The organism is Burkholderia sp. AcTa6-5 (assembly GCF_017815075.1).
In the GTDB taxonomy this organism is placed as follows: domain Bacteria; phylum Pseudomonadota; class Gammaproteobacteria; order Burkholderiales; family Burkholderiaceae; genus Burkholderia; species Burkholderia sola.
Genome location: NZ_JAGIQE010000018.1, coordinates 103,359 through 121,902 on the forward strand (window position 1 = coordinate 103,359; position 18,544 = coordinate 121,902).

Consider the following 18,544-nt stretch of genomic DNA (forward strand, 5'->3'; position numbering starts at 1 on the left):
CAGGTAGGAGGCAAGATGGCAACGGCCAGAAAAGCGCCGGTCAGGCGCGCGACTCCGGTCGCCGCGCGTCCGGCAGCCAAGCGCGTCCCGGCGACGAAGGCGGACGCGACACGCGCCGTGCCGAACGGCGCGCTGAACGGTCATGCGCAGCCGGCCGCCGCGCTGCCGGCCGCCGACGCGGCCCGCAAGACCCGTGCGTCCGAGGCGGACGGCGAGGAGGTCGTCGTGCGCCCCGCCTATTGGGACAAGGCGTGCGCGGACCTCGTCAAGCGCGACCGGATCCTCAAGAAGCTGATTCCGAAGTTCGGTCCCGCGCATCTCGTGAAGCGCGGCGACCCGTTCGTCACGCTCGCGCGCTCGGTCGTCGGCCAGCAGATTTCGGTGCCGTCCGCCCAGTCGCTGTGGGCGTGCATCGAGGACGCCTGTCCGAAGCTCGCGCCGCAACCGGTGATCCGGCTCGGCGCGGACAAGCTGATCGCGTGCGGGTTGTCCAAGCGCAAGACGGAATACATCCTCGATCTCGCGCAGCATTTCGTGTCGGGGGCGCTGCACGTCGACAAATGGATGTCGATGGACGACGAGGACGTGATCGCGGAACTCACGCAGATCCGCGGCATCAGCCGCTGGACGGCCGAGATGTTCCTGATCTTCAACTTGTCGCGGCCGGACGTGCTGCCGCTCGACGACCCGGGCCTGATCCGCGCGATCAGCGTCAATTACTTCAGCGGAGAACCCGTCACGCGCAGCGAGGCGCGCGAGGTTGCGGCCAACTGGGAGCCGTGGCGCACCGTCGCGACCTGGTACATGTGGCGCAGTCTCGATGCGCCCGACGCCGACGCCTGAGCGTCGGCTATCGGGTTTTAAACATCAATAGTTGAGAGCCGGTTTTGAGCATCGCCCGCGCGGGTAGAATACGCGCTGCCGCAAGACCCAAGGATTCGAACACATGAAGACCACATTTCTGGATTTCGAACAGCCGATCGCCGAACTCGAGGCCAAGATCGAAGAGCTGCGGTTCGTGCAGGACGACTCGGCTGTCGATATTTCGGAAGAAATCGAGCGGCTGTCGAAGAAAAGCCAGCAACTGACGAAAGACCTCTACGCGAACCTGTCGCCGTGGCAGGTTTCGCAGATCGCGCGGCATCCGCAGCGGCCGTACACGCTCGATTACGTCGCGGAACTGTTTACCGATTTTCACGAGCTGCATGGCGATCGCGCGTTCGCGGACGACCTGTCGATCGTCGGCGGTCTCGCGCGCTTCGGCGGTCATCCGTGCATGGTGATCGGTCACCAGAAGGGTCGCGACACGAAGGAGCGCGCCGCGCGCAACTTCGGGATGCCGCGTCCGGAAGGCTATCGCAAGGCCGAACGCCTGATGCGTCTGGCCGAGAAGTTCGGACTGCCGATCTTCACGTTCGTCGACACGCCGGGCGCGTACCCGGGCATCGGCGCGGAAGAGCGCGGCCAGTCGGAGGCGATCGGCCGCAACCTGTACGTGATGGCCGAGTTGAAGACGCCGATCATCACGACGGTGATCGGCGAGGGCGGTTCGGGCGGCGCGCTCGCGATCGCCGTGGCCGATACCGTGATGATGCTGCAGTTCTCGACCTACTCGGTGATCTCGCCGGAAGGCTGCGCGTCGATCCTGTGGAAGAGCGCCGCGAAGGCGCCGGAAGCCGCGGAAGCGCTGGGCCTGACCGCGCACCGCCTGAAGGCGCTCGGCCTGATCGACAAGATCATCAACGAGCCGCTCGGCGGCGCGCATCGCGATCCGAAGGGCATGGCCGCGCTGCTGCGCCGTGCGCTCGCCGATTCGCTGCGCCAGTTCCAGGGCATGAGCATCGATGCGCTGCGCGAGCGCCGCTTCGAGCGCCTGATGGCCTACGGCAAGTTCAAGGAAACCACGCCGGGCGCATGACCGGCCGTGTATTCAATGCGCGCGCCGCTGCGCGCGCGTCCCGCTCGTGATCCCGCCCACCGAATTCTCCACCGACCGCGTCGTACTCGACGCGGTCGGCGTTGCGCTTTCCGGCCTGCCGCCGGATGCGCGCATCGCGATCGCGTACAGCGGCGGCCTCGATTCGACCGTGCTGCTCGATGCGGCCGTGCGCGTCGCGGGCGCATCGCGCTGCGTCGCGCTGCACGTGCATCACGGCCTGAGCGCGAACGCCGATGCGTGGGTCGCGCATGCCGAAGGGCAGGCGGCGCGGCTCGGTGTCGCGTTCGAATCGATGCGCGTCGACGTGCCGCGCGACAGCGGGCTCGGTATCGAGGCGACGGCGCGCGAGCGTCGCTACGCGGCGCTCGACGAGATGGGCGAGCGCCACGGCGTGGCGGCGCTGTGGCTCGCGCAACATGCGGACGACCAGGCCGAGACGGTGCTGCTGCAACTGCTGCGCGGGGCGGGAATCGCGGGGCTCGCCGCGATGGCCCCGCGTTATCGCCCCGACGGCGTGAGCATCGAGCGCGTGCGTCCATTGCTGAGACTGTTGCGCGCACAACTTGAGCGCTATGCGGAGCAGCACGCGCTCGCGTGGATCGACGACGAATCGAACGGTGATACGCGCTATGCGCGCAATGCGCTGCGCGTCGACGTGCTGCCGGCGCTGGCCGTGCATTTCCCGGGCTTTCGCGACGCGCTCGGTCGTGCGGCCCAGCATGCGGCGGCCGCTCAGCGGCTGCTCGACGATCTGGCCGAGCTGGATTTCGCTGTCGCCGCGCGCGATGACGGTCAGGCGCTGTCGCGCGACGCGCTGATCGGCTTCGACGACACGCGCGGCGCGAACCTGCTGCGCTTCTGGATGCGCCGGCTCGGTTTGCCGGGCGCGTCGGCGGCCCGGCTCGCCAACATGATGCGGCAACTGCGGGCGGCCCACGACGCGCATGCGCTGCGCGTCGATCACGCGGGGCAGTGCCTGCGGCTCTATCGCGACGTCGTCTACTGGGAAGCGGGCGACAGCAGCGAGCCCGCCGACGACGGCACGGGTACGTCGCAACCGGAGGTGGCACTCGCATGGGACGGACAGGACGTGTGGCACCTGCCGGGATGGCGCGGCACGTTCGTGTTCGCGCCGGCCGATGCGGGCAGCGCCGATGCGGTGCCGGAGGGGCTGCTGCGCGGTGCGCGGCTGGCGGCGCGTGCGCGGGCCGGCGGCGAACGGATGCGCACGTCGCCGGGCGGGCCTGGCCGGACGCTGAAGAATCTGTTCCAGGAGCGCGGCGTGCCGGCCTGGCAGCGCGACGTGCCGCTGCTGTTCGCGGGTGACCGGCTGATCTACGTGCCGCGGCTGGGCGTCAATCGCGACATCGGCGAGCTTGCCGACGCGACGTTGGGCGCCGCCGCATGGCGCCGGCTCGAATGGCGTCCCGACCTGCTGATCGCATAGCGGCGGCGGGCTGCCGGCTGCGCGATGGCGCGCCCATTTTCACCATTTGGTAAACAGCGCCGGAACGGCCGGCGACACGGCGCGCGGCTTGTCAAGTGGGCGTCTATCGGGTACGCTCGGTCGTTTGCTCGGCTCGATTTTTGAGCGTTTTGTGCAGGTTTTCCGCGTGACGTACCCGGTTTGCGCGGCCTGATCGGCCTTCCGGGCAAAATCCGTCACGCTTGCGTGTTGCGTCCCAGCCGTCCCCCTCGTCGTCCGTCCACAGCCACAAGCCGCGTGACCGAACGGCAACGCGGCCTGCCCAGCGCGCCCGTGCGGCTTCTCCTCCAGTTCAGAACGACAATGGCACTCATCGTACACAAATACGGCGGCACTTCGATGGGCTCGGTCGAGCGCATCAAGAACGTCGCGAAACGCGTCGCAAAATGGCATCAGGCCGGGCACCAGATGGTGGTCGTGCCTTCGGCGATGTCCGGCGAAACCAACCGTCTGCTCGGTCTTGCGAAAGAGATTTCGAGCCAGCCGAGCCCGCGTGAGCTCGACATGATCGCGTCGACCGGCGAGCAGGTCAGCGTCGGCCTGCTGTCGATCGCGCTGCAGGAAATCGGCGTCGAGGCCGTGAGCTATGCCGGCTGGCAAGTGCCGATCAAGACGGACAGCGCGTTTACGAAGGCACGCATTCACTCGATCGACGACGAGCGCGTGAAGGCCGACCTGAACGCCCGCAAGGTCGTGATCATCACGGGCTTCCAGGGCGTCGATCCGGACGGCCACATCACGACGCTGGGCCGCGGCGGTTCGGACACGTCGGCGGTGGCGGTGGCCGCTGCGCTGGGCGCCGAAGAGTGCCTGATCTATACCGACGTCGACGGCGTCTACACGACCGATCCGCGCGTCGTCGAAGAGGCGCGCCGCCTCGATCGCGTGACGTTCGAGGAGATGCTGGAAATGGCCAGCCTCGGCTCGAAGGTCCTGCAGATCCGCTCGGTCGAATTCGCCGGCAAATACCAGGTGAAGACGCGTGTGCTGTCGAGCCTGACCGATCCGCTGATTGCGCTCGACGAAGAAATGCGCTCGGGCACCCTGATTACTTTTGAAGAAGACGAGACCATGGAAAAGGCAGTCATTTCCGGCATCGCGTTCCAGCGCGACGAAGCACGCATTGCGGTGATGGGCGTGCCCGACAAGCCGGGCATCGCATATCAGATCCTCGGCCCGGTGGCCGATGCGAACGTCGACGTCGACATGATCATCCAGAACCAGAGCGTCGAAGGCAAAACCGACTTCACGTTCACGGTTGGTCGCGGCGACTACCAGAAGGCGATGGACATCCTCACCAACCAGGTGCAGGGCCATGTGAGCGCCGAGCGCGTGCAGGGCGACCCGAAGGTGTCGAAGGTGTCGGTCGTCGGCGTCGGCATGCGTTCGCACGTGGGCGTCGCGAGCAAGATGTTCCGCACGCTGTCGGAAGAGGGCATCAACATCCAGATGATCTCGACGTCCGAAATCAAGATTTCGGTGCTGATCGACGAAAAGTACATGGAGCTGGCCGTCCGAGCGTTGCACAAGGTGTTCGAACTCGACCAGGCGTCGTGAATTTTTCGTGATGCATTGAAGAAAATGCGTCACGGAAATTGACGCGCGGTTCGAAACCCTATATTATTTCGTTCTCGTCGCACTGCCTCCCTGGTGCGAGCGAAAGTTTGGGAGACGTGGCCGAGAGGTCGAAGGCACTCCCCTGCTAAGGGAGCATCTGGGCCAAAACCTGGATCGAGGGTTCGAATCCCTCCGTCTCCGCCAAAAGCGGTGACAAAGCCCCGCAAGTTCTCGGACTTGCGGGGCTTTTTCTTTTTCGGCTCCTCCGTAGACCCTTGCAACCCTGCTCCGCGCGGGTCCGTGCGCATTTCGACGGTCGGAGGCGGTGTGACGGGTTATTGCCGCTCCATGTAAAGGAACGGCTAGCGTTGGGTGCGAAATTAACCGGTCGATGCCGCAAATTGATGGAACTGCTCAACCGGAGTATCAAGGTTCTGCGTCTCGAGGGGCGTTGGTTGAGCCCTCTTGCCATGGTGTCGAGCTCGGCTTGGGAATAGGCAGAGACGTCAGTACTCTTCGTGAAGTACTGCCTCGGCAGCCCATTCATGTTTTCATTCGAGTCGCGTTGCCCCGGATTCCGCGGATCGCGGAAAGAGACCCGAACGTCGATTGCGACCGTAAAGCCTTTGTGATTCGCCATTTCCATACCCCGGTCCCAGGCCAGCGACTTATATCGTTTCGGCGATAATTCGCTGGCATGTCGTATCAATGTGTTGACCACGGCTTCGGCATCCTTGCCGGCTACTTTAACCGGCATCACAAACCGGTTTTGGCGTTCGACGACGATCGAAATCCGGCCACTTGCGTTGCCCAATAGCAAGTCGCCTTTCCGGTGTTTGGGTATTGCGCGATCCTCCGGCGTGGCGGGGCGTTCACTGATCCTTCTTCGACTGCTGACGAGCCATACTTCAGCGCGTTCCGAGGACCCCGGATCGATGGCTTCATTACAATTTGCAAACAGTATCAAATGCCGATGTGCGCCGGGCCCTCGCGTTGATTTTGCGCGACGGTCCTGCTACAGTCTCGCCGAAACAATGCGCCGGATAAGTTAAGCTGGTTGGCAGTGCGATCGTATTGTGCTCACTGATGTGATTGCTTGTCTTATCGGGCATATGTGGCTCGGGAGCCCATAAGTCGATGTCTCCTCCGTTGAGGCCGATATACACGACAGCGCGCTCGGCGAAAGCGGGGTGTGACAGCGCACTGGCGAGCAGCACAATAGAAAAATTACCCTCAGCGAAGTAATCTCAAAGAGAACAAAAAAATGGCCGATTTGCATTGGACCATGCCAATCGCCAGATGGACGTCGATTTCGACCGCGGGGGTGCCGGGCGTCGAAGCCCTCGATCCGATGGTGCGACGTCGCTTGAGCCGGCTGTCGCGTCTCGCGCTTCAGGTCGCCTACGACTGTGTCGGGACGCAAAATCCGGTGCGTGTGGTATTCGCATCGCGTCACGGCGAACTGGTGCGTACCAGCGGCATTCTCGCCGCCATTGGCGCCGCGGAACCTGTCTCGCCGACGGCCTTCAGTCTTTCGGTCCTCAATGCCGTTACAGGCATATTCGGAATCGCCCGGCGTGACCGGTCCGCCGCGACCGCGGTCGCGGCCGGGCATGAAACGCTCGGTTACGCGCTGCTCGAAGCTTATTCCCAATACGAAACGTCGCCGGCATCGCCGGTGTTGCTCGTCTATGCGCACGAGCCGGCCGATCCCGTCTACGGCGACGTCGATGACGACACGGAGAGCGTGGGGCTGGCGATTCTGCTCGATGCCGGCGAGCCGGCCGGTCATCTGGTCTGTGAAGTGGCGGAGGATGGCCCGAGTGAGGCGGGGGCGACCGGCGATGCGGCCGGTACGCAAAGCGCGGCGGTGCTGCGTTGTCTGTCGGCGCGCACGACGGCGTCGTGGCGCGGTCAGCACGCATCGTGGCGATGGAGCTGGCATGATCGCGCGGCTTGACTACGGCTGGCGCCTGTTCGCGACTGGCGCGAGCCTGGTTTTTTTTGCGCTGTGCGGATCGGTGTTCTCGTTGCTGGCAATCGTCGTCGGCGGGGTATGGCCGCACCGGCGCTCGCGTCAGCGCGGCGTGACACTTGTCATCCATTATTTCTTCCGCGCGCTGGTTGCATTACTGCAGCGTATCGGCGTGATGAGGCTCGAGCTGAGCGGCGTCGAGCGCCTTGCAAAAGGCGGCCCGGCAATCGTTGTCGCCAATCACCCGACCTGGCTCGACGTCATGGTGCTGCTGTCGTTGACGCCGAAGGCATGCTGCGTCGTCAAGCGCGGTCACTGGGGCAACCCGTGTTTCTGGGGCATCGTCCGTGCAGCCGAGTACGTAAGTAATGCAGATGCCACTGATCTCGTCGAGGCCGGAGCGAGGCAACTGGCGGCGGGCTACACGATGATCATCTTTCCGGAAGGGACGCGCAGCCCAGGGGGCGATCGCCTGCATGCGTTCTCGCGCGGCTTCGCGCATATGGCGCTGCAGTCGCGCACGCGGATCCAGCCGGTTCTGATCGATTGCGATCCGCCGGTATTTACCAAGACGCTTCGTTGGTATCACGTGCCGTCTCGTGCGTTTCGCATGCGCATCGACGTGCTGGAGCCGATGGATCCGAACCGGCTGGCGCCGAGCGTGGCGCCGCCGTCGATTGCCGCTCGCAGCATTGCCCGCGAGGTGGAAGTACACATTACTCAACGCCTGTTTCAGCATGGATACTTTAAAACTGCAAATTAAGCAGCTTCTGATCGAGATGCTCGATCTTAGCGACATGACGGTCGACGAAATCGACGACGACGCGCCGCTATTCTCGACCGACGGGATCGGGCTCGATTCCGTTGATGCACTGGAAGTCGGCATCATGCTGCGCAAGAAGTTTCAATTGACGATCGCGGCGAACGACGAGCGCACGAAAGCGCATTTCCGGTCGATCAACACGCTGGCGGCCTTCATTGCCGATCAGCAGTCTCATCACGCATCGCAAGAAGCCGTGCTGGAAAAAGGGGCCCACTCGTGACCGACGCTGAAATCCTGGAGCGCATCCGCGCGATCTTTCATGAGAATTTCGCGATCGAGCCCGAGCGCGTGACGCCCGATACGCACCTGTTCGAGGAACTCGACCTGGACAGCATCGACGCAGTCGATCTGGCCATCAAGCTTCAGGAAATGACGGGCAAGCGCATCAAGCCCGAAGAGTTCAAGTCGGTTCGGACCGTCGGTGACGTCGTTGCCGCCGTTCACGCGCTGCTCGCGCGCGCGTGACGATAGCGGTGACGGGCATGCGGGCGACTACAGGCACGATCCTGCCGCGCTGGTCAGCGGTCGCTGCCAGGGTGGTGCTGGTCGTGGCCTATCCGCTCGTCATCCTGTTTGCGTGGCAAAGCATGTCGCCGCGTTACGTCGGTTGCCTGCTGGTTGCGTTGCTGTGGCTGCAGCGCACGATCGGCAAGGGCCCGCTGGCGCAGGCGCTCAAACGGCTCACGACGCTCGACTGGTGCGTGGCCGGTGCATTGACCGCGTTGTCGGTCGCGATTGCCGTGACCGATAGCGAGCGACTTCTTCATCTTTATCCCGCATGCGTGAGTGCCGGTTTGCTGGTCGCGTTCGGCGCCACCCTGCGGCACGGTCCGACAATGATCGAAAAATTCGCACGACTGACCTATCCCGAGCCCGGCCCGGCAATCGTCCGGTATACGCGGCGCGTCACCCAGGCGTGGTGCGCGTTCTTCATCGTCAACGGCGGTTTTTCGGTTTATACGGCGCTGTACTGGAGCCGTGAATCATGGGCGCTCTACAACGGGCTGATCGCGTACGTGCTGATCGGGATGCTGCTTGCGGGCGAGTGGCTGTGGCGCAGGTTCGTCGTCGTACCGACGCGGAAACGGGCGGGTGTCGCATGATCGCACTGCACGAGATGCTGTGTGCTGAAGTCGATAGCGGCGTGGCGGTCTGTCGCGACGGCACCGCGCTGCTGACGCTGCGGGACCTGCGGGCCCGCGTGGACGCCATCGCCCGGCTGGTGGACGCGCGCGGCGCGCGTCGGGTCGCGATCTGCACGGACGATCCATACGCGTTCGCGTGCGCATTCTTCGCGGTCGCGGCGACCCACGGGGAAATCGTGATTCCGGCGAGCAACGCGCCAGGCTACCTCGGCGATCTGGCTCATGCATACGACCTGGTGCTGGATGCGCCGGCACTGGCCGCGTGCGAGCGCGACACGGCGGGCGAATCGGATATCACCGCCCGCCCGATCGACGCTGCCGCCGCGGTGACGCTTTATACGTCGGGCAGCAGCGGCACCGCGAAACCGGTGCGGAAGTCGCTCGCGCAGTTCGATGCCGAAGTGCGCACCCTGCAGCGCGAGTGGGGCGACCGTATCGGGGCGGCGGTGACGCTGTCGAGCGTGCCGCATCACCACATCTACGGACTGCTCTTCAGGATTCTGTGGCCGCTGGCAGCGGGCCGTGCGTTCGACCGAATGCCGGTGCTTGAGCCGCTGCAACTGCAGCAGCGGCTGGCCGAATACGGTGGCGGTGTCGTGGTTTCCACGCCGTCGCAACTGATGCGCTGGCCGGCGTTACCCGGCTTTCCGATGCAGGCGCCGCCGCCATGCGCGTTCTTCTCGTCGGGCGGCCCGCTGTCGGCCGATGCAGCGATCGTCTATTCGAACGCGTTCGGCGCCGCGCCGCTGGAGATCTTCGGCAGCACCGAAACCGGCGGCATCGCGTGGCGGCGTCAGGATGTCTCGTCCGCGTGGCAGCCGCTGACGGGCGTCGACGTGCGTTGCGATGACGACGGCGTGCTGTGCGTGCGTTCCGCCCATCTCGGTCACGACCGCTGGCACCCCACCGACGACACCGCGCGCTTCGACGCGTATGGTCGCTTCGCACTCGCGGGGCGGCGCGATCGCGTCGTCAAGCTCGACGGCAAGCGTGTTTCGCTGCCCGAACTCGAGGCGCGGTTACATGCGCACGCCTACGTCGAGCAGGCGGCGGCCGTGGTGGTCGACGGCACGACCCGTGCGCACGTCGGCGTCGTCGCGGTATTGACCGCGGCGGGGCGCGACGCACTGGCGAGCGAGGGGCGACTTGCGGTTGCCACGATCTTGCGGCATGCGCTCGGCGCGTACTTCGACGCGGCCGCCTTGCCGCGCTACTGGCGATTCCCGCACACGATGCCGTTCGATGCGCGCGGCAAATTGCCGGCCGTCGCGCTGGCGGCCGCGTTCACGGCCACGCCGGAGGGTTTCGAACTGCTCGCTTCGTGGCGCAGCGACGACGCGTTGCATTACGAGCTGCGCGTGCCGGCCGCGCTCGCGCATTTCGACGGGCATTTTCCGGGGCTGCCGATCCTGCCCGGTGTCGTGCAAATCGACTGGGCCGCACGCCTCGCCGGCCGCGAAATACCGGCCGCGCGCGCCATCCGTTCTATCGAACACCTGAAATTCAAGGCGCCGGTGCCGCCGGGTGCGGTGCTGGCGTTGCGTATCGCGCACGACCCCGTACGCGGACGTGCGCGCTTCGCGTTTCGCTGCGCCGGGCGGGAATGCACGTCGGGCGTGTTGGTCTACGGCGCGGCGGAGTGATGAGCGACACCTGCATCGTCATTCCGATCTACAACCATCGCGAAGCGATCGGCGGCACGCTGGCGCGCCTCGTCGTGCACGGCCTGCCGATCCTGGTGGTCGACGACGGCAGCGATGCACCGACGCAACAGGTGCTGGCCGCGCTGGCCGCGCACTATGCGCCGTCGGTGACGCTGCTGCGGTTGCCCGTCAACGCCGGAAAGGGCGCGGCGGTCATGGAAGGATTGCGCGCCGCGCGCGCCCGCGGCTATCGGCACGCGATTCAGATCGATGCCGACGGCCAGCACGATGCCGCCGACGTGCCGACGTTCGTGGCGGCCGCGCAGGCGGCGCCGGACGCCGTGATCCTGGGCCGGCCGCGTTTCGACGACAGCGTGCCGAAGGCCCGCCTGTATGGCCGCTACCTCACGCACGTGTGGGTATGGATCGAAACGCTGTCGCTCGACATCCCCGATGCGATGTGCGGGTTTCGGCTTTATCCGGTCGCTGCCGTTTGCGAACTGATCGACGCGGTATCGATGCCGACCCGAATGGCTTTCGACAGCGAAATCCTGGTCCGGCTGCACTGGCGCGGGCTGACGTTCAAGACGGTCCCGACGCGCGTCGTCTACCCGGCCGACGGCGTGTCGCATTTCGACGTCTGGCGCGACAACGTGCGCATCAGCATGAGCCATGCGCGGCTCGTCGCGGGGATGCTGGCGCGCGCACCGATGCTGCTGACCCGTCGGCTCGTCGGGCGGCGCGGCGCATCGCCGGCGGCGCGCACGCGCGCGTGGTGGCGCCTGCCGGAACGCGGCAGCCGTATCGGCATGGCGTTGCTGGCGCTCAGTTGCCGCTGGTTCGGCAAGGGCTTCACGTCGCTCTGGCTGCATCCGATCGTCGGTTACTTCGTGCTGACGAATCGCACGGCGCGCACCGCGTCGCATGCCTATATCGCGCGGCTGCGCGACGCGCGAGCGGTGGACGTGCCGAAGCCGGGATGGCGCAGTGCGTACCGGCACATGCTTGCCTTCGCGCAGGCGGGATTCGACAAGTTCGTCGCATGGTCAGGCCGTCTCGACGAACTCGACGTGCGCTTCGACGATTCGTCCGCGTTCGATACGCTCGCCGCGAGCGGGCGCGGCGCGCTCGTGATCGGCGCGCACCTGGGCAACCTGGAGATGACCCGGGCGCTTGCGCTGCGCGACGCGCACACGAAGGTGACGGCGATCGTCTACACCGAGCATGCGAAGCGTTTTACCGGTGTGCTGGCCGGCGCGAATCGGGAATTCGGCAAGCAGCTCGTCGAAGTGGCGGACTTCGGGCCGGATACGGCGATGATGATGCAGTCGCGCATCGACGCGGGCGAGTTGCTCGTGATCGTCGGCGACCGCGTGCCGCCGCGCGATTCCGGCAAGACGGTCGACGCCTGTTTCCTCGACGCGACGGCGCCGTTCGCGCAGGGCCCGTACATCCTCGCGCACGCGCTCGGTTGCCCGGTCTACCTGTTCTTCTGCCTGAAGGAGGGGCGCGGCTACCGGCTCTATTTCGAACCGTTCGCCGACCGGATCGAGCTGCCGCGCCGCGAGCGCGCGGGCCACGTTGCCGAATGGGCGCAGCGCTATGCCGCGCGGCTCGAACACTATTGCCGCAAGGCTCCCTATCAATGGTTCAACTTCTTCGATTTCTGGGCGCGGCCCGATGGAGGTCCGCGTGGCCGAGCATGACATGAACGACGCCGCGGCGACCGCCGCCGCGCACGCGAACCGGCCGCCCGTCGTGATCGGCGGCCGGCATCTGACGATCGAGGACGTCGTCGCGGTCGCCCGCGACGGTGCGCCGGTCGCGCTGAACGCGGCGCCCGAATGGCGCGCGCGGATCGAGCGCGGCGCAACCTGGCTGCGCGACTATCTCGCGAATGGCGGCACGCTTTACGGGGTAACGACCGGCTATGGCGACGCGTGCGTGGTCGAGGTGCCGCCGGCGCTCGTCGAAGCGCTGCCGCTGCAACTGACGCGCTATCACGGGTGCGGGATGGGCGACTGGTTCGACGCGACGCAAACGCTCTCGATCGTCGTCGCTCGGCTCAACTCGCTCGCGTTCGGCTACTCGGGCGTGCGCTTCCTGTTGCTCGAACGGCTGGCCGATCTCGTGAATCACCGGATCCTGCCGCGCATTCCGTCGGAAGGCTCGGTTGGCGCCAGCGGCGACCTGACACCGCTGTCCTATGTCGCAGCGGCGCTGGTCGGCGAGCGCACCGTATCGTTCGATGGCGACGAACGGGAGGCGCGCGCCGCGTGGGACGCGATCGGTCGCGCGCCGCTGTCGCTTGCACCGAAAGAAGGACTGGCCTTGATGAACGGCACGGCGGTCATGACCGGCCTGGCCTGTCTTGCCTTCGCCCGTGCCGATCACCTGACGCGGATGGCGGCCCGCCTAACCGCATTGACGACCGTCGCGCTCGACGGGCGGGCGGGGCACTTCGATGCACGATTGTTCGACGCGAAACCGCATGCGGGGCAGGCTGAGGCGGCCGCATGGATACGCGCCGATCTCGCCGGGCGCGATGAACTGCCCGGACGCCGTCTGCAGGATCGCTATTCGGTGCGGTGCGCGCCGCACGTGATCGGCGTGGCGCGCGACGCGTTGTCGTGGATGCGTCGCGACATCGAGAACGAACTGAACAGTGCGAACGACAATCCGCTGATCGATCCGGACGAAGGATGCGTGCTGCACGGTGGCAATTTCTACGGCGGTCACATCGCGTTCGCGATGGACGCGCTGAAGACCGCCGTGGCGAACCTCGCCGATCTGATGGACCGCCAGCTCGCGCTGCTGGTCGACGACAAGTTCAGCAACGGACTGCCGCGCAACCTGACCGGCGCGGCGCCGGAGCGCGTGGCGATCAACCACGGGTTCAAGGCCGTGCAGATTTCTTCTTCCGCGTGGACCGCGGAGGCGCTGAAGCATACGATGCCGGCCAGCGTGTTCTCGCGTTCGACCGAGTCGCACAATCAGGACAAGGTCAGCATGGGGACCATCGCCGCGCGTGATTGCCTGCGCGTGCTGGCGCTGACCGAACAGGTTGCCGCCGCGCATGTGCTCGCGACCGTGCAGGCCGCCCGGCTGCGTCTGCGCGACGCCCCCGGGACACAGCTTTCGCCCGCGCTGCGCGCGTTCATCGACGACGTTGGCCGCCAGTCGCCGCTGGTGGTCGAGGACCGGCCGCTCGAAGCGGAGCTGCGTGCGCTGACCGCGCGTCTTGCGGCATGCGAGCCGATCGGCGAAGCATCCGGCGGCATCCGGCGCGGGGAGGCGGCATGAACGCATCTCGTCCGCCGCTGACCGCGACGGCTCGCGTCGAGGTCCTGTTTCACGATGTCGACGCGATGAACGTCTGCTGGCACGGTCATTACCTGAAGTACTTCGAAAGCAGCCGCGCGGCGTTGCTGCGCATGATCGACTACGACTATCCGGCGATGCTGGCGTCAGGCTACCTGTGGCCGGTCGTGGAGGCACATCTGAAGTACGTTCGCCCGGCCCATTACAGCCAGCAGCTCGACGTGCGTGCGACGCTGCTCGAATTCGAGAACCGGCTGAAGATCGGTTACGAAATCGTCGATGCGGCCTCCGGCGAGCGTCTGACGAAGGGGTATACGGTGCAACTGGCGGTCGATGCGACGACGCGCGAGCTGCAGTTCGTGGCGCCGCCGGCCCTGATCGAACGGGTGCGTGCGCAATGGGCCTGAATCCGATCCGCAGACGGCTGGTGGCGATGTTCGCCGCCTGTGCGGTGCTCGCCGGCGGTGACGCGATGGCCGCTCCGGTGCCGACCCCCGCGACCCGGCCGGAGAATGCCGCGCTCGTGTCCGACATCGCGATGCGGCTGGCGCGGGTCGACGCGATACGCGCGGATTTTCGACAGACCCAGACGCTGTCGGCGATGAAGCAACCGCTCGTCAGCACCGGATCGATGTTGTTCGATCGCCGGTCGGGCGTCATCTGGCGAATCGAGACGCCCTACAAGGCCACTTATGTGATTACCGACCGCGGCGTGCGCGAGGCGGGCGCGGACGGGCGCCTCGTCGCGTCCAGTAGTGGCGGCCGTGGCGTCGCACAGGTGTCGCGCATGATGCGCGACATGCTGGGCGGCGACCTGTCCGCGCTGTACGCGCAATTCGACGTCGACGCGAGCGGCACGCCGGAGCGTTGGCGAATGGTCCTGCGGCCGAATCAGCCGCAGCTCGCCCAGGCGATCCGCATGCTCGACATGCGTGGCGGCGCCTATCTCGGCCGGCTCGACATGACGTTCGCGAACGGCAACGTGACCGTGCTCGAGTTCGGGCGGACGACGCCGGTCGACGCGCCTGCGCCTGCCGAGCGCGCGTGGCTGGAGGCGCGTTGATGGACCCGGCGCGCGACGCGATCGGCGTGGCGGGCGAACGGGCCCGGCGGCGCGTGCAGTGCGCCGCATGGCTGCTCGTCACGCTGGCGGCCGTCGCCTACATCCTGTGGCGCTTCAGCGGGCCGGCGCCGCTGCAGACGAACCTGCTAGCGTTGCTGCCGGCCACCGAGGCGAACCCGGTTGCCGAACGCGCGGTCGACATGCTGGGCGATGCGCTCGGCAATCGCACCGTCTACCTGGTGACTGACCGGGACGCCGCCCGCGCGAAAGCCGCCGCGAAGCGGTTTGGCGCGCGGCTCGGCGCGAGCGGCGCATTTCGGTCGGTGACGGTCGAGGTGCCGCCGTTCGACCTGTCGCAGATCGCGGCCACCTACCTGCCGGCCCGTTTCGGCCTGCTGACGGACGCGGATCGCCGGTCGCTCGAACAAGGCGACGCCACGCTCGGTGAACGGTTGACCCGGCGGCTCTATGCGCCGCCGGTCGATGGGCTGCAGACCGCCGTGGCCGACGATCCGTTCGGCTGGCTGCAGCACTGGCTCGGCGAACTGCCGCTCGCCGCATCGAGTCTGTCGCTCGAAGACGGGATGCTGGTGTCGCATCGCGACGGGGCAACGGGTGTGCTCGTGATGACGTCGCTGCCGGGCTCGGCCTATGAATCCAGGGTCCAGCACGCGGTGCGTATCGCGACGGCCGATGCGGAGCAAGCGCTGGCGACGGACTTTCGCGGCGTTCGTGTCGACCGGGCCGGCGCGGTGTTTTATGCGCAAGCCGCACGCGCCAGCGCGGAGCGCGACGTGCACGTGATCGGCGCCGTGTCGCTGGCGGGCATCGCGCTGCTGCTGATGAGCGTATTCCGTTCGCCGCGTCTGCTGGTGCTCGCGTTTGCGTCGACGGCATTCGGCATCGTGTGCGCGCTGGCGGCGACGCTGCTCGTATTCGGCAAGCTGCACCTGCTGACGCTGGTGTTCGGCGTGAGCCTGATCGGCGAGGCCGTCGATTATTCGATCCAGTATTTCGTCGCGTACCTGTCCGCGGGGCGGCAGTGGGACGCGCGGCGCGGCGCGGCGGCGGTGCGGCCGGCGCTCGCGGTGGCGCTGGCGACGAGCCTGCTCGGTTACGCGATCCTGATGTGGGTGCCGTTCCCGGCGCTCAAGCAGATCGCGTGCTTTGCGATCGTCGGGATCCTCTGCGCATTCGCCGCCGTGACCGGCTTCTTGCCGCTCATGCTGACGCAGGCGCCGCGGCGCGTGCCGTCCCGCGTTTTCTCGGGCGCCGCGCGCCTGCTGAGCGGATGGCAGTCGCTGCTCGCGGGCCGGCGTGCCGTGGCCGCCGCGGTGCTCGTTGCGCTGGTCGCGATTCCGGGCTGGGCGCGCTTGACGAGCGATGACGACATTCATCTGCTGGTTCAGCGCGATGCGAGTCTTGCTCGACAGGAAGGCAATATCCGGGCGGCGGTCGGACTGGCGAATACGGCACAGTTCTTCGTCATCCAGGGTGCGTCGCAGGAACAGGTACTCGAGCGCTCCGAGGCGCTGGTCGGAGCGCTCGATCGGCAGCAGCTCGGCCGCATCCAGTCGATCGCGACGTTCGTGCCGTCGGCGAAGCAGCAGGCACATGACCGCGCCGTGCTCGACGCGCACGTGTTCGCCGATGTCGCCGCGCTGCGCGAGACGCTCGCGAAAGCGGGTTTCCGCGACGACGTCGCCGACGCATGGATTCAGGCGTTTTCCCGCGATGCTCGGGCGACGCTGTCGGTCGACAGCTGGCTGGCGGCACGCTGGTCGGCGCCGTTCCGGTATCTGTGGCTCGGGCGCGTGAACGGCGGCGCCGGTCCCGTCGATGCGGCACTCGCGATTCCGGAACGGGTCGATGCGACGAACGCGGCGACGTTCGCGGCCCTCGCGCGCACGCTGCCGGGCGTATCGTGGGTCGACAAGGCCGCGAGCGTGTCGAACCTGTTCGGCGCGTATCGGGTCGACAGCGGCCTGTGGTTGATCGGCGCATTGGTCGTGGTCGCCGCGCTGCTGACGTGGCGATACGGCATGCGCGGCGGCATCGCGACGACGTTGCCGGTCGTGTTCGCCATCGCGTTGACGCTCGCGGCGTTCGGCTATGCGCGGGTGCCGCTCACGCTGTTCAACTGGCTGGCACTGATGCTGGTGCTTGGCGTGGGCGCCAATTACGCCGTGTTCCTCCGCGAAGGATGCCTGCGCGACCAGGCCGGGATCGGCGCCGTATGGACCGGCGTGCTGCTGTCGGCGGCCACGACGTTGCTGTCGTTCGGCATGCTCGGCGCGAGCGCGATGCCCGCGCTGCGCAGCTTCGGCACGACGCTCGCGATCGGCATCGTATTGTCGGTGCTGTTCGCACCGCTCGCCACGCCATCCGTCAAGGAGCGTCGCGCATGAATTCGAAACAGACGCCGGTCTACCTGTCCGCGCCCGGCATGATCAACGCGCTTGGCGCAACGACCGACGAGATCGTCGCCGCATTGCGCGCGGGCGTCGCACCGGGCATGACGCCGCGTACCGACGTTCCCGCCGGCGGCTGGGTCGGGCACGTACGGTCCGCGCTCGACATCGCGCCGCCTGACGCGCTCGCGCATTTCGACTGCCGGAACAACCGGCTGCTGCTCGCCGCGCTCGCGCAGATCGAATCGTCCATCGCCGCGGCGATCGCGCGCCATGGTCCGCGCCGGGTCGGGGTCGTGATCGGCACGAGTACGTCCGGCATTCAGGCGGCGGAACAGGCGCTCGCCGAGCGTGCCGCGACCGGCACGACACCCGCCGGATTCGACTATCGACAGATGGAAATCGGCACGGCCGCGCCGTTCGTGCGGGCCGTACTCGGTGTCGGCGGGCCGGCCTATACGCTGTCGACGGCCTGCACGTCGAGTGCGAAGGCGTTCGCGGCCGCGCGCCGCCTGCTGCGGCTGAAGCTCTGCGATGCGGTCGTCGTCGGCGGTGCGGATTCGCTGTGCGAGCTCACGCTGCAGGGCTTCGCGTCGCTCGAATCGGTCAGCCCGGGCCGGACCAATCCGATGAGCCGGAACCGCTGCGGTATCACGATCGGCGAAGGCGCCGCGCTGTTCGTGATGAGCCGCGACGAAGCGGCGGTTCGCCTGGCCGGCGTCGGCGAGTCGAGCGATGCGCATCACATCTCGGCGCCGGATCCGGCGGGCCACGGCGCCGAGGACGCGTTGCGCGCCGCGCTCGCGGACGCGGGTGTGGCTGCGTCCGCGATCGGCTACGTGAACCTGCATGCGACCGCGACGCGGCTGAACGACGAGATGGAAGCGAACGTGATGGCCCGCGTGTTTCCGCACGGCGTGCCGGCGAGCGGAACCAAGCCGCTGACGGGGCACATGCTCGGCGCGGCAGGCGCGACCGAGCTGGGATTCGGCTGGCTGACATTGGCCCGCGGGATCGCGCTGCCGGCGCACGTCTGGGACGGCGAGCACGATCCGGCGCTGCCGACACTCGACCTCGTCGACGGCGAGCGCCGTCTGGCCGGCGATGCCACCGGACGTTACGTAATGAGCAATTCGTTCGCTTTCGGCGGCAGCAATGCCAGCCTGATTCTGGGGACCTGA

16 protein-coding genes, 1 tRNA gene and 1 pseudogene are annotated in these 18,544 nt (G+C 66.9%); 17 read left to right on the forward strand and 1 reads right to left on the reverse strand.

Going from position 1 to position 18,544, the window contains the following annotated elements; translation table 11 throughout:
- The first annotated feature begins 15 nt into the window (after positions 1-15).
- The 5 genes from J8I33_RS23295 (at position 16) to J8I33_RS23315 (ending at position 5,186) form a co-directional block, all read left to right on the forward strand.
- Positions 16-843, forward strand: coding sequence for a DNA-3-methyladenine glycosylase (locus J8I33_RS23295; RefSeq protein WP_124556731.1), 828 nt, complete (start codon positions 16-18; stop codon positions 841-843).
- Between the two features lie 103 nt (positions 844-946).
- Positions 947-1,918, forward strand: coding sequence for an acetyl-CoA carboxylase carboxyltransferase subunit alpha (locus J8I33_RS23300; RefSeq protein WP_006478433.1), 972 nt, complete (start codon positions 947-949; stop codon positions 1,916-1,918).
- Positions 1,919-1,964: 46 nt separating this feature from the next.
- Positions 1,965-3,386, forward strand: a complete 1,422-nt coding sequence (gene tilS, locus J8I33_RS23305) for a tRNA lysidine(34) synthetase TilS (protein WP_124594018.1) — start codon at positions 1,965-1,967, stop codon at positions 3,384-3,386.
- Between the two features lie 342 nt (positions 3,387-3,728).
- Complete coding sequence (locus J8I33_RS23310; protein WP_050012969.1) at positions 3,729-4,982, forward strand: aspartate kinase; 1,254 nt, start codon at positions 3,729-3,731, stop codon at positions 4,980-4,982.
- 110 nt (positions 4,983-5,092) lie between these two features.
- Positions 5,093-5,186, forward strand: a tRNA-Ser gene (locus J8I33_RS23315).
- A 298-nt stretch (positions 5,187-5,484) separates the two neighbouring features.
- Here J8I33_RS23315 and J8I33_RS23320 read toward each other — a convergent pair.
- Positions 5,485-5,949, reverse strand: a pseudogene (locus J8I33_RS23320) (IS30 family transposase); the annotation flags it as partial.
- Positions 5,950-6,246: 297 nt separating this feature from the next.
- Between J8I33_RS23320 and J8I33_RS23325 the strand changes: the two are divergent.
- From J8I33_RS23325 to J8I33_RS23380, 12 genes are read left to right on the forward strand one after another with little or no spacing between them, the layout of a single operon-like run.
- A complete protein-coding gene (locus J8I33_RS23325) occupies positions 6,247-6,942 on the forward strand; it encodes a beta-ketoacyl synthase chain length factor (RefSeq protein WP_209939141.1) in 696 nt (231 codons plus the stop codon).
- A complete protein-coding gene (locus tag J8I33_RS23330) occupies positions 6,926-7,720 on the forward strand; it encodes a lysophospholipid acyltransferase family protein (RefSeq protein ID WP_050012967.1) in 795 nt (264 codons plus the stop codon). Before J8I33_RS23325 ends, J8I33_RS23330 begins: the two co-directional genes overlap by 17 nt.
- Entirely contained in the window at positions 7,695-8,000 is a 306-nt protein-coding gene (locus tag J8I33_RS23335; protein ID WP_050012966.1) for a phosphopantetheine-binding protein, read from the forward strand. Before J8I33_RS23330 ends, J8I33_RS23335 begins: the two co-directional genes overlap by 26 nt.
- Entirely contained in the window at positions 7,997-8,245 is a 249-nt protein-coding gene (locus J8I33_RS23340; RefSeq protein WP_050012965.1) for an acyl carrier protein, read from the forward strand. The genes J8I33_RS23335 and J8I33_RS23340 overlap by 4 nt, the downstream gene beginning before the upstream one ends.
- Before the next feature lie 17 nt (positions 8,246-8,262).
- A complete protein-coding gene (locus tag J8I33_RS23345; protein WP_209939142.1) occupies positions 8,263-8,883 on the forward strand; it encodes a hypothetical protein in 621 nt (206 codons plus the stop codon).
- The gene (locus J8I33_RS23350; protein ID WP_124556732.1) at positions 8,880-10,568 is read left to right on the forward strand and encodes an AMP-binding protein; all 1,689 of its coding nucleotides are present in this window, start codon (positions 8,880-8,882) and stop codon (positions 10,566-10,568) included. Before J8I33_RS23345 ends, J8I33_RS23350 begins: the two co-directional genes overlap by 4 nt.
- Entirely contained in the window at positions 10,568-12,274 is a 1,707-nt protein-coding gene (locus J8I33_RS23355; RefSeq protein WP_209927813.1) for a glycosyltransferase family 2 protein, read from the forward strand. Before J8I33_RS23350 ends, J8I33_RS23355 begins: the two co-directional genes overlap by 1 nt.
- Entirely contained in the window at positions 12,261-13,871 is a 1,611-nt protein-coding gene (locus J8I33_RS23360) for an aromatic amino acid ammonia-lyase (protein ID WP_209939143.1), read from the forward strand. Before J8I33_RS23355 ends, J8I33_RS23360 begins: the two co-directional genes overlap by 14 nt.
- Positions 13,868-14,296, forward strand: coding sequence for a thioesterase family protein (locus tag J8I33_RS23365; protein WP_050012961.1), 429 nt, complete (start codon positions 13,868-13,870; stop codon positions 14,294-14,296). The genes J8I33_RS23360 and J8I33_RS23365 overlap by 4 nt, the downstream gene beginning before the upstream one ends.
- The gene (locus tag J8I33_RS23370; RefSeq protein ID WP_050012960.1) at positions 14,287-14,952 is read left to right on the forward strand and encodes an outer membrane lipoprotein carrier protein LolA; all 666 of its coding nucleotides are present in this window, start codon (positions 14,287-14,289) and stop codon (positions 14,950-14,952) included. Before J8I33_RS23365 ends, J8I33_RS23370 begins: the two co-directional genes overlap by 10 nt.
- Positions 14,952-17,360, forward strand: coding sequence for an MMPL family transporter (locus J8I33_RS23375; protein ID WP_209939144.1), 2,409 nt, complete (start codon positions 14,952-14,954; stop codon positions 17,358-17,360). The genes J8I33_RS23370 and J8I33_RS23375 overlap by 1 nt, the downstream gene beginning before the upstream one ends.
- Complete coding sequence (locus tag J8I33_RS23380; RefSeq protein ID WP_209939145.1) at positions 17,357-18,544, forward strand: beta-ketoacyl-[acyl-carrier-protein] synthase family protein; 1,188 nt, start codon at positions 17,357-17,359, stop codon at positions 18,542-18,544. Before J8I33_RS23375 ends, J8I33_RS23380 begins: the two co-directional genes overlap by 4 nt.

Coding starts and splice junctions, on each gene's coding strand:
- J8I33_RS23310 (WP_050012969.1), top strand. CDS start 3,729: ATGGCACTCATCGTACACAAATACGGCGGCACTTCGATGGGCTCGGTC.
- J8I33_RS23300 (WP_006478433.1), top strand. CDS start 947: ATGAAGACCACATTTCTGGATTTCGAACAGCCGATCGCCGAACTCGAG.
- J8I33_RS23345 (WP_209939142.1), top strand. CDS start 8,263: ATGCGGGCGACTACAGGCACGATCCTGCCGCGCTGGTCAGCGGTCGCT.
- J8I33_RS23350 (WP_124556732.1), top strand. CDS start 8,880: ATGATCGCACTGCACGAGATGCTGTGTGCTGAAGTCGATAGCGGCGTG.
- J8I33_RS23295 (WP_124556731.1), top strand. CDS start 16: ATGGCAACGGCCAGAAAAGCGCCGGTCAGGCGCGCGACTCCGGTCGCC.
- J8I33_RS23380 (WP_209939145.1), top strand. CDS start 17,357: ATGAATTCGAAACAGACGCCGGTCTACCTGTCCGCGCCCGGCATGATC.
- J8I33_RS23370 (WP_050012960.1), top strand. CDS start 14,287: ATGGGCCTGAATCCGATCCGCAGACGGCTGGTGGCGATGTTCGCCGCC.
- J8I33_RS23355 (WP_209927813.1), top strand. CDS start 10,568: ATGAGCGACACCTGCATCGTCATTCCGATCTACAACCATCGCGAAGCG.
- J8I33_RS23325 (WP_209939141.1), top strand. CDS start 6,247: ATGGCCGATTTGCATTGGACCATGCCAATCGCCAGATGGACGTCGATT.
- J8I33_RS23375 (WP_209939144.1), top strand. CDS start 14,952: ATGGACCCGGCGCGCGACGCGATCGGCGTGGCGGGCGAACGGGCCCGG.
- J8I33_RS23335 (WP_050012966.1), top strand. CDS start 7,695: ATGGATACTTTAAAACTGCAAATTAAGCAGCTTCTGATCGAGATGCTC.
- J8I33_RS23330 (WP_050012967.1), top strand. CDS start 6,926: ATGATCGCGCGGCTTGACTACGGCTGGCGCCTGTTCGCGACTGGCGCG.
- J8I33_RS23365 (WP_050012961.1), top strand. CDS start 13,868: ATGAACGCATCTCGTCCGCCGCTGACCGCGACGGCTCGCGTCGAGGTC.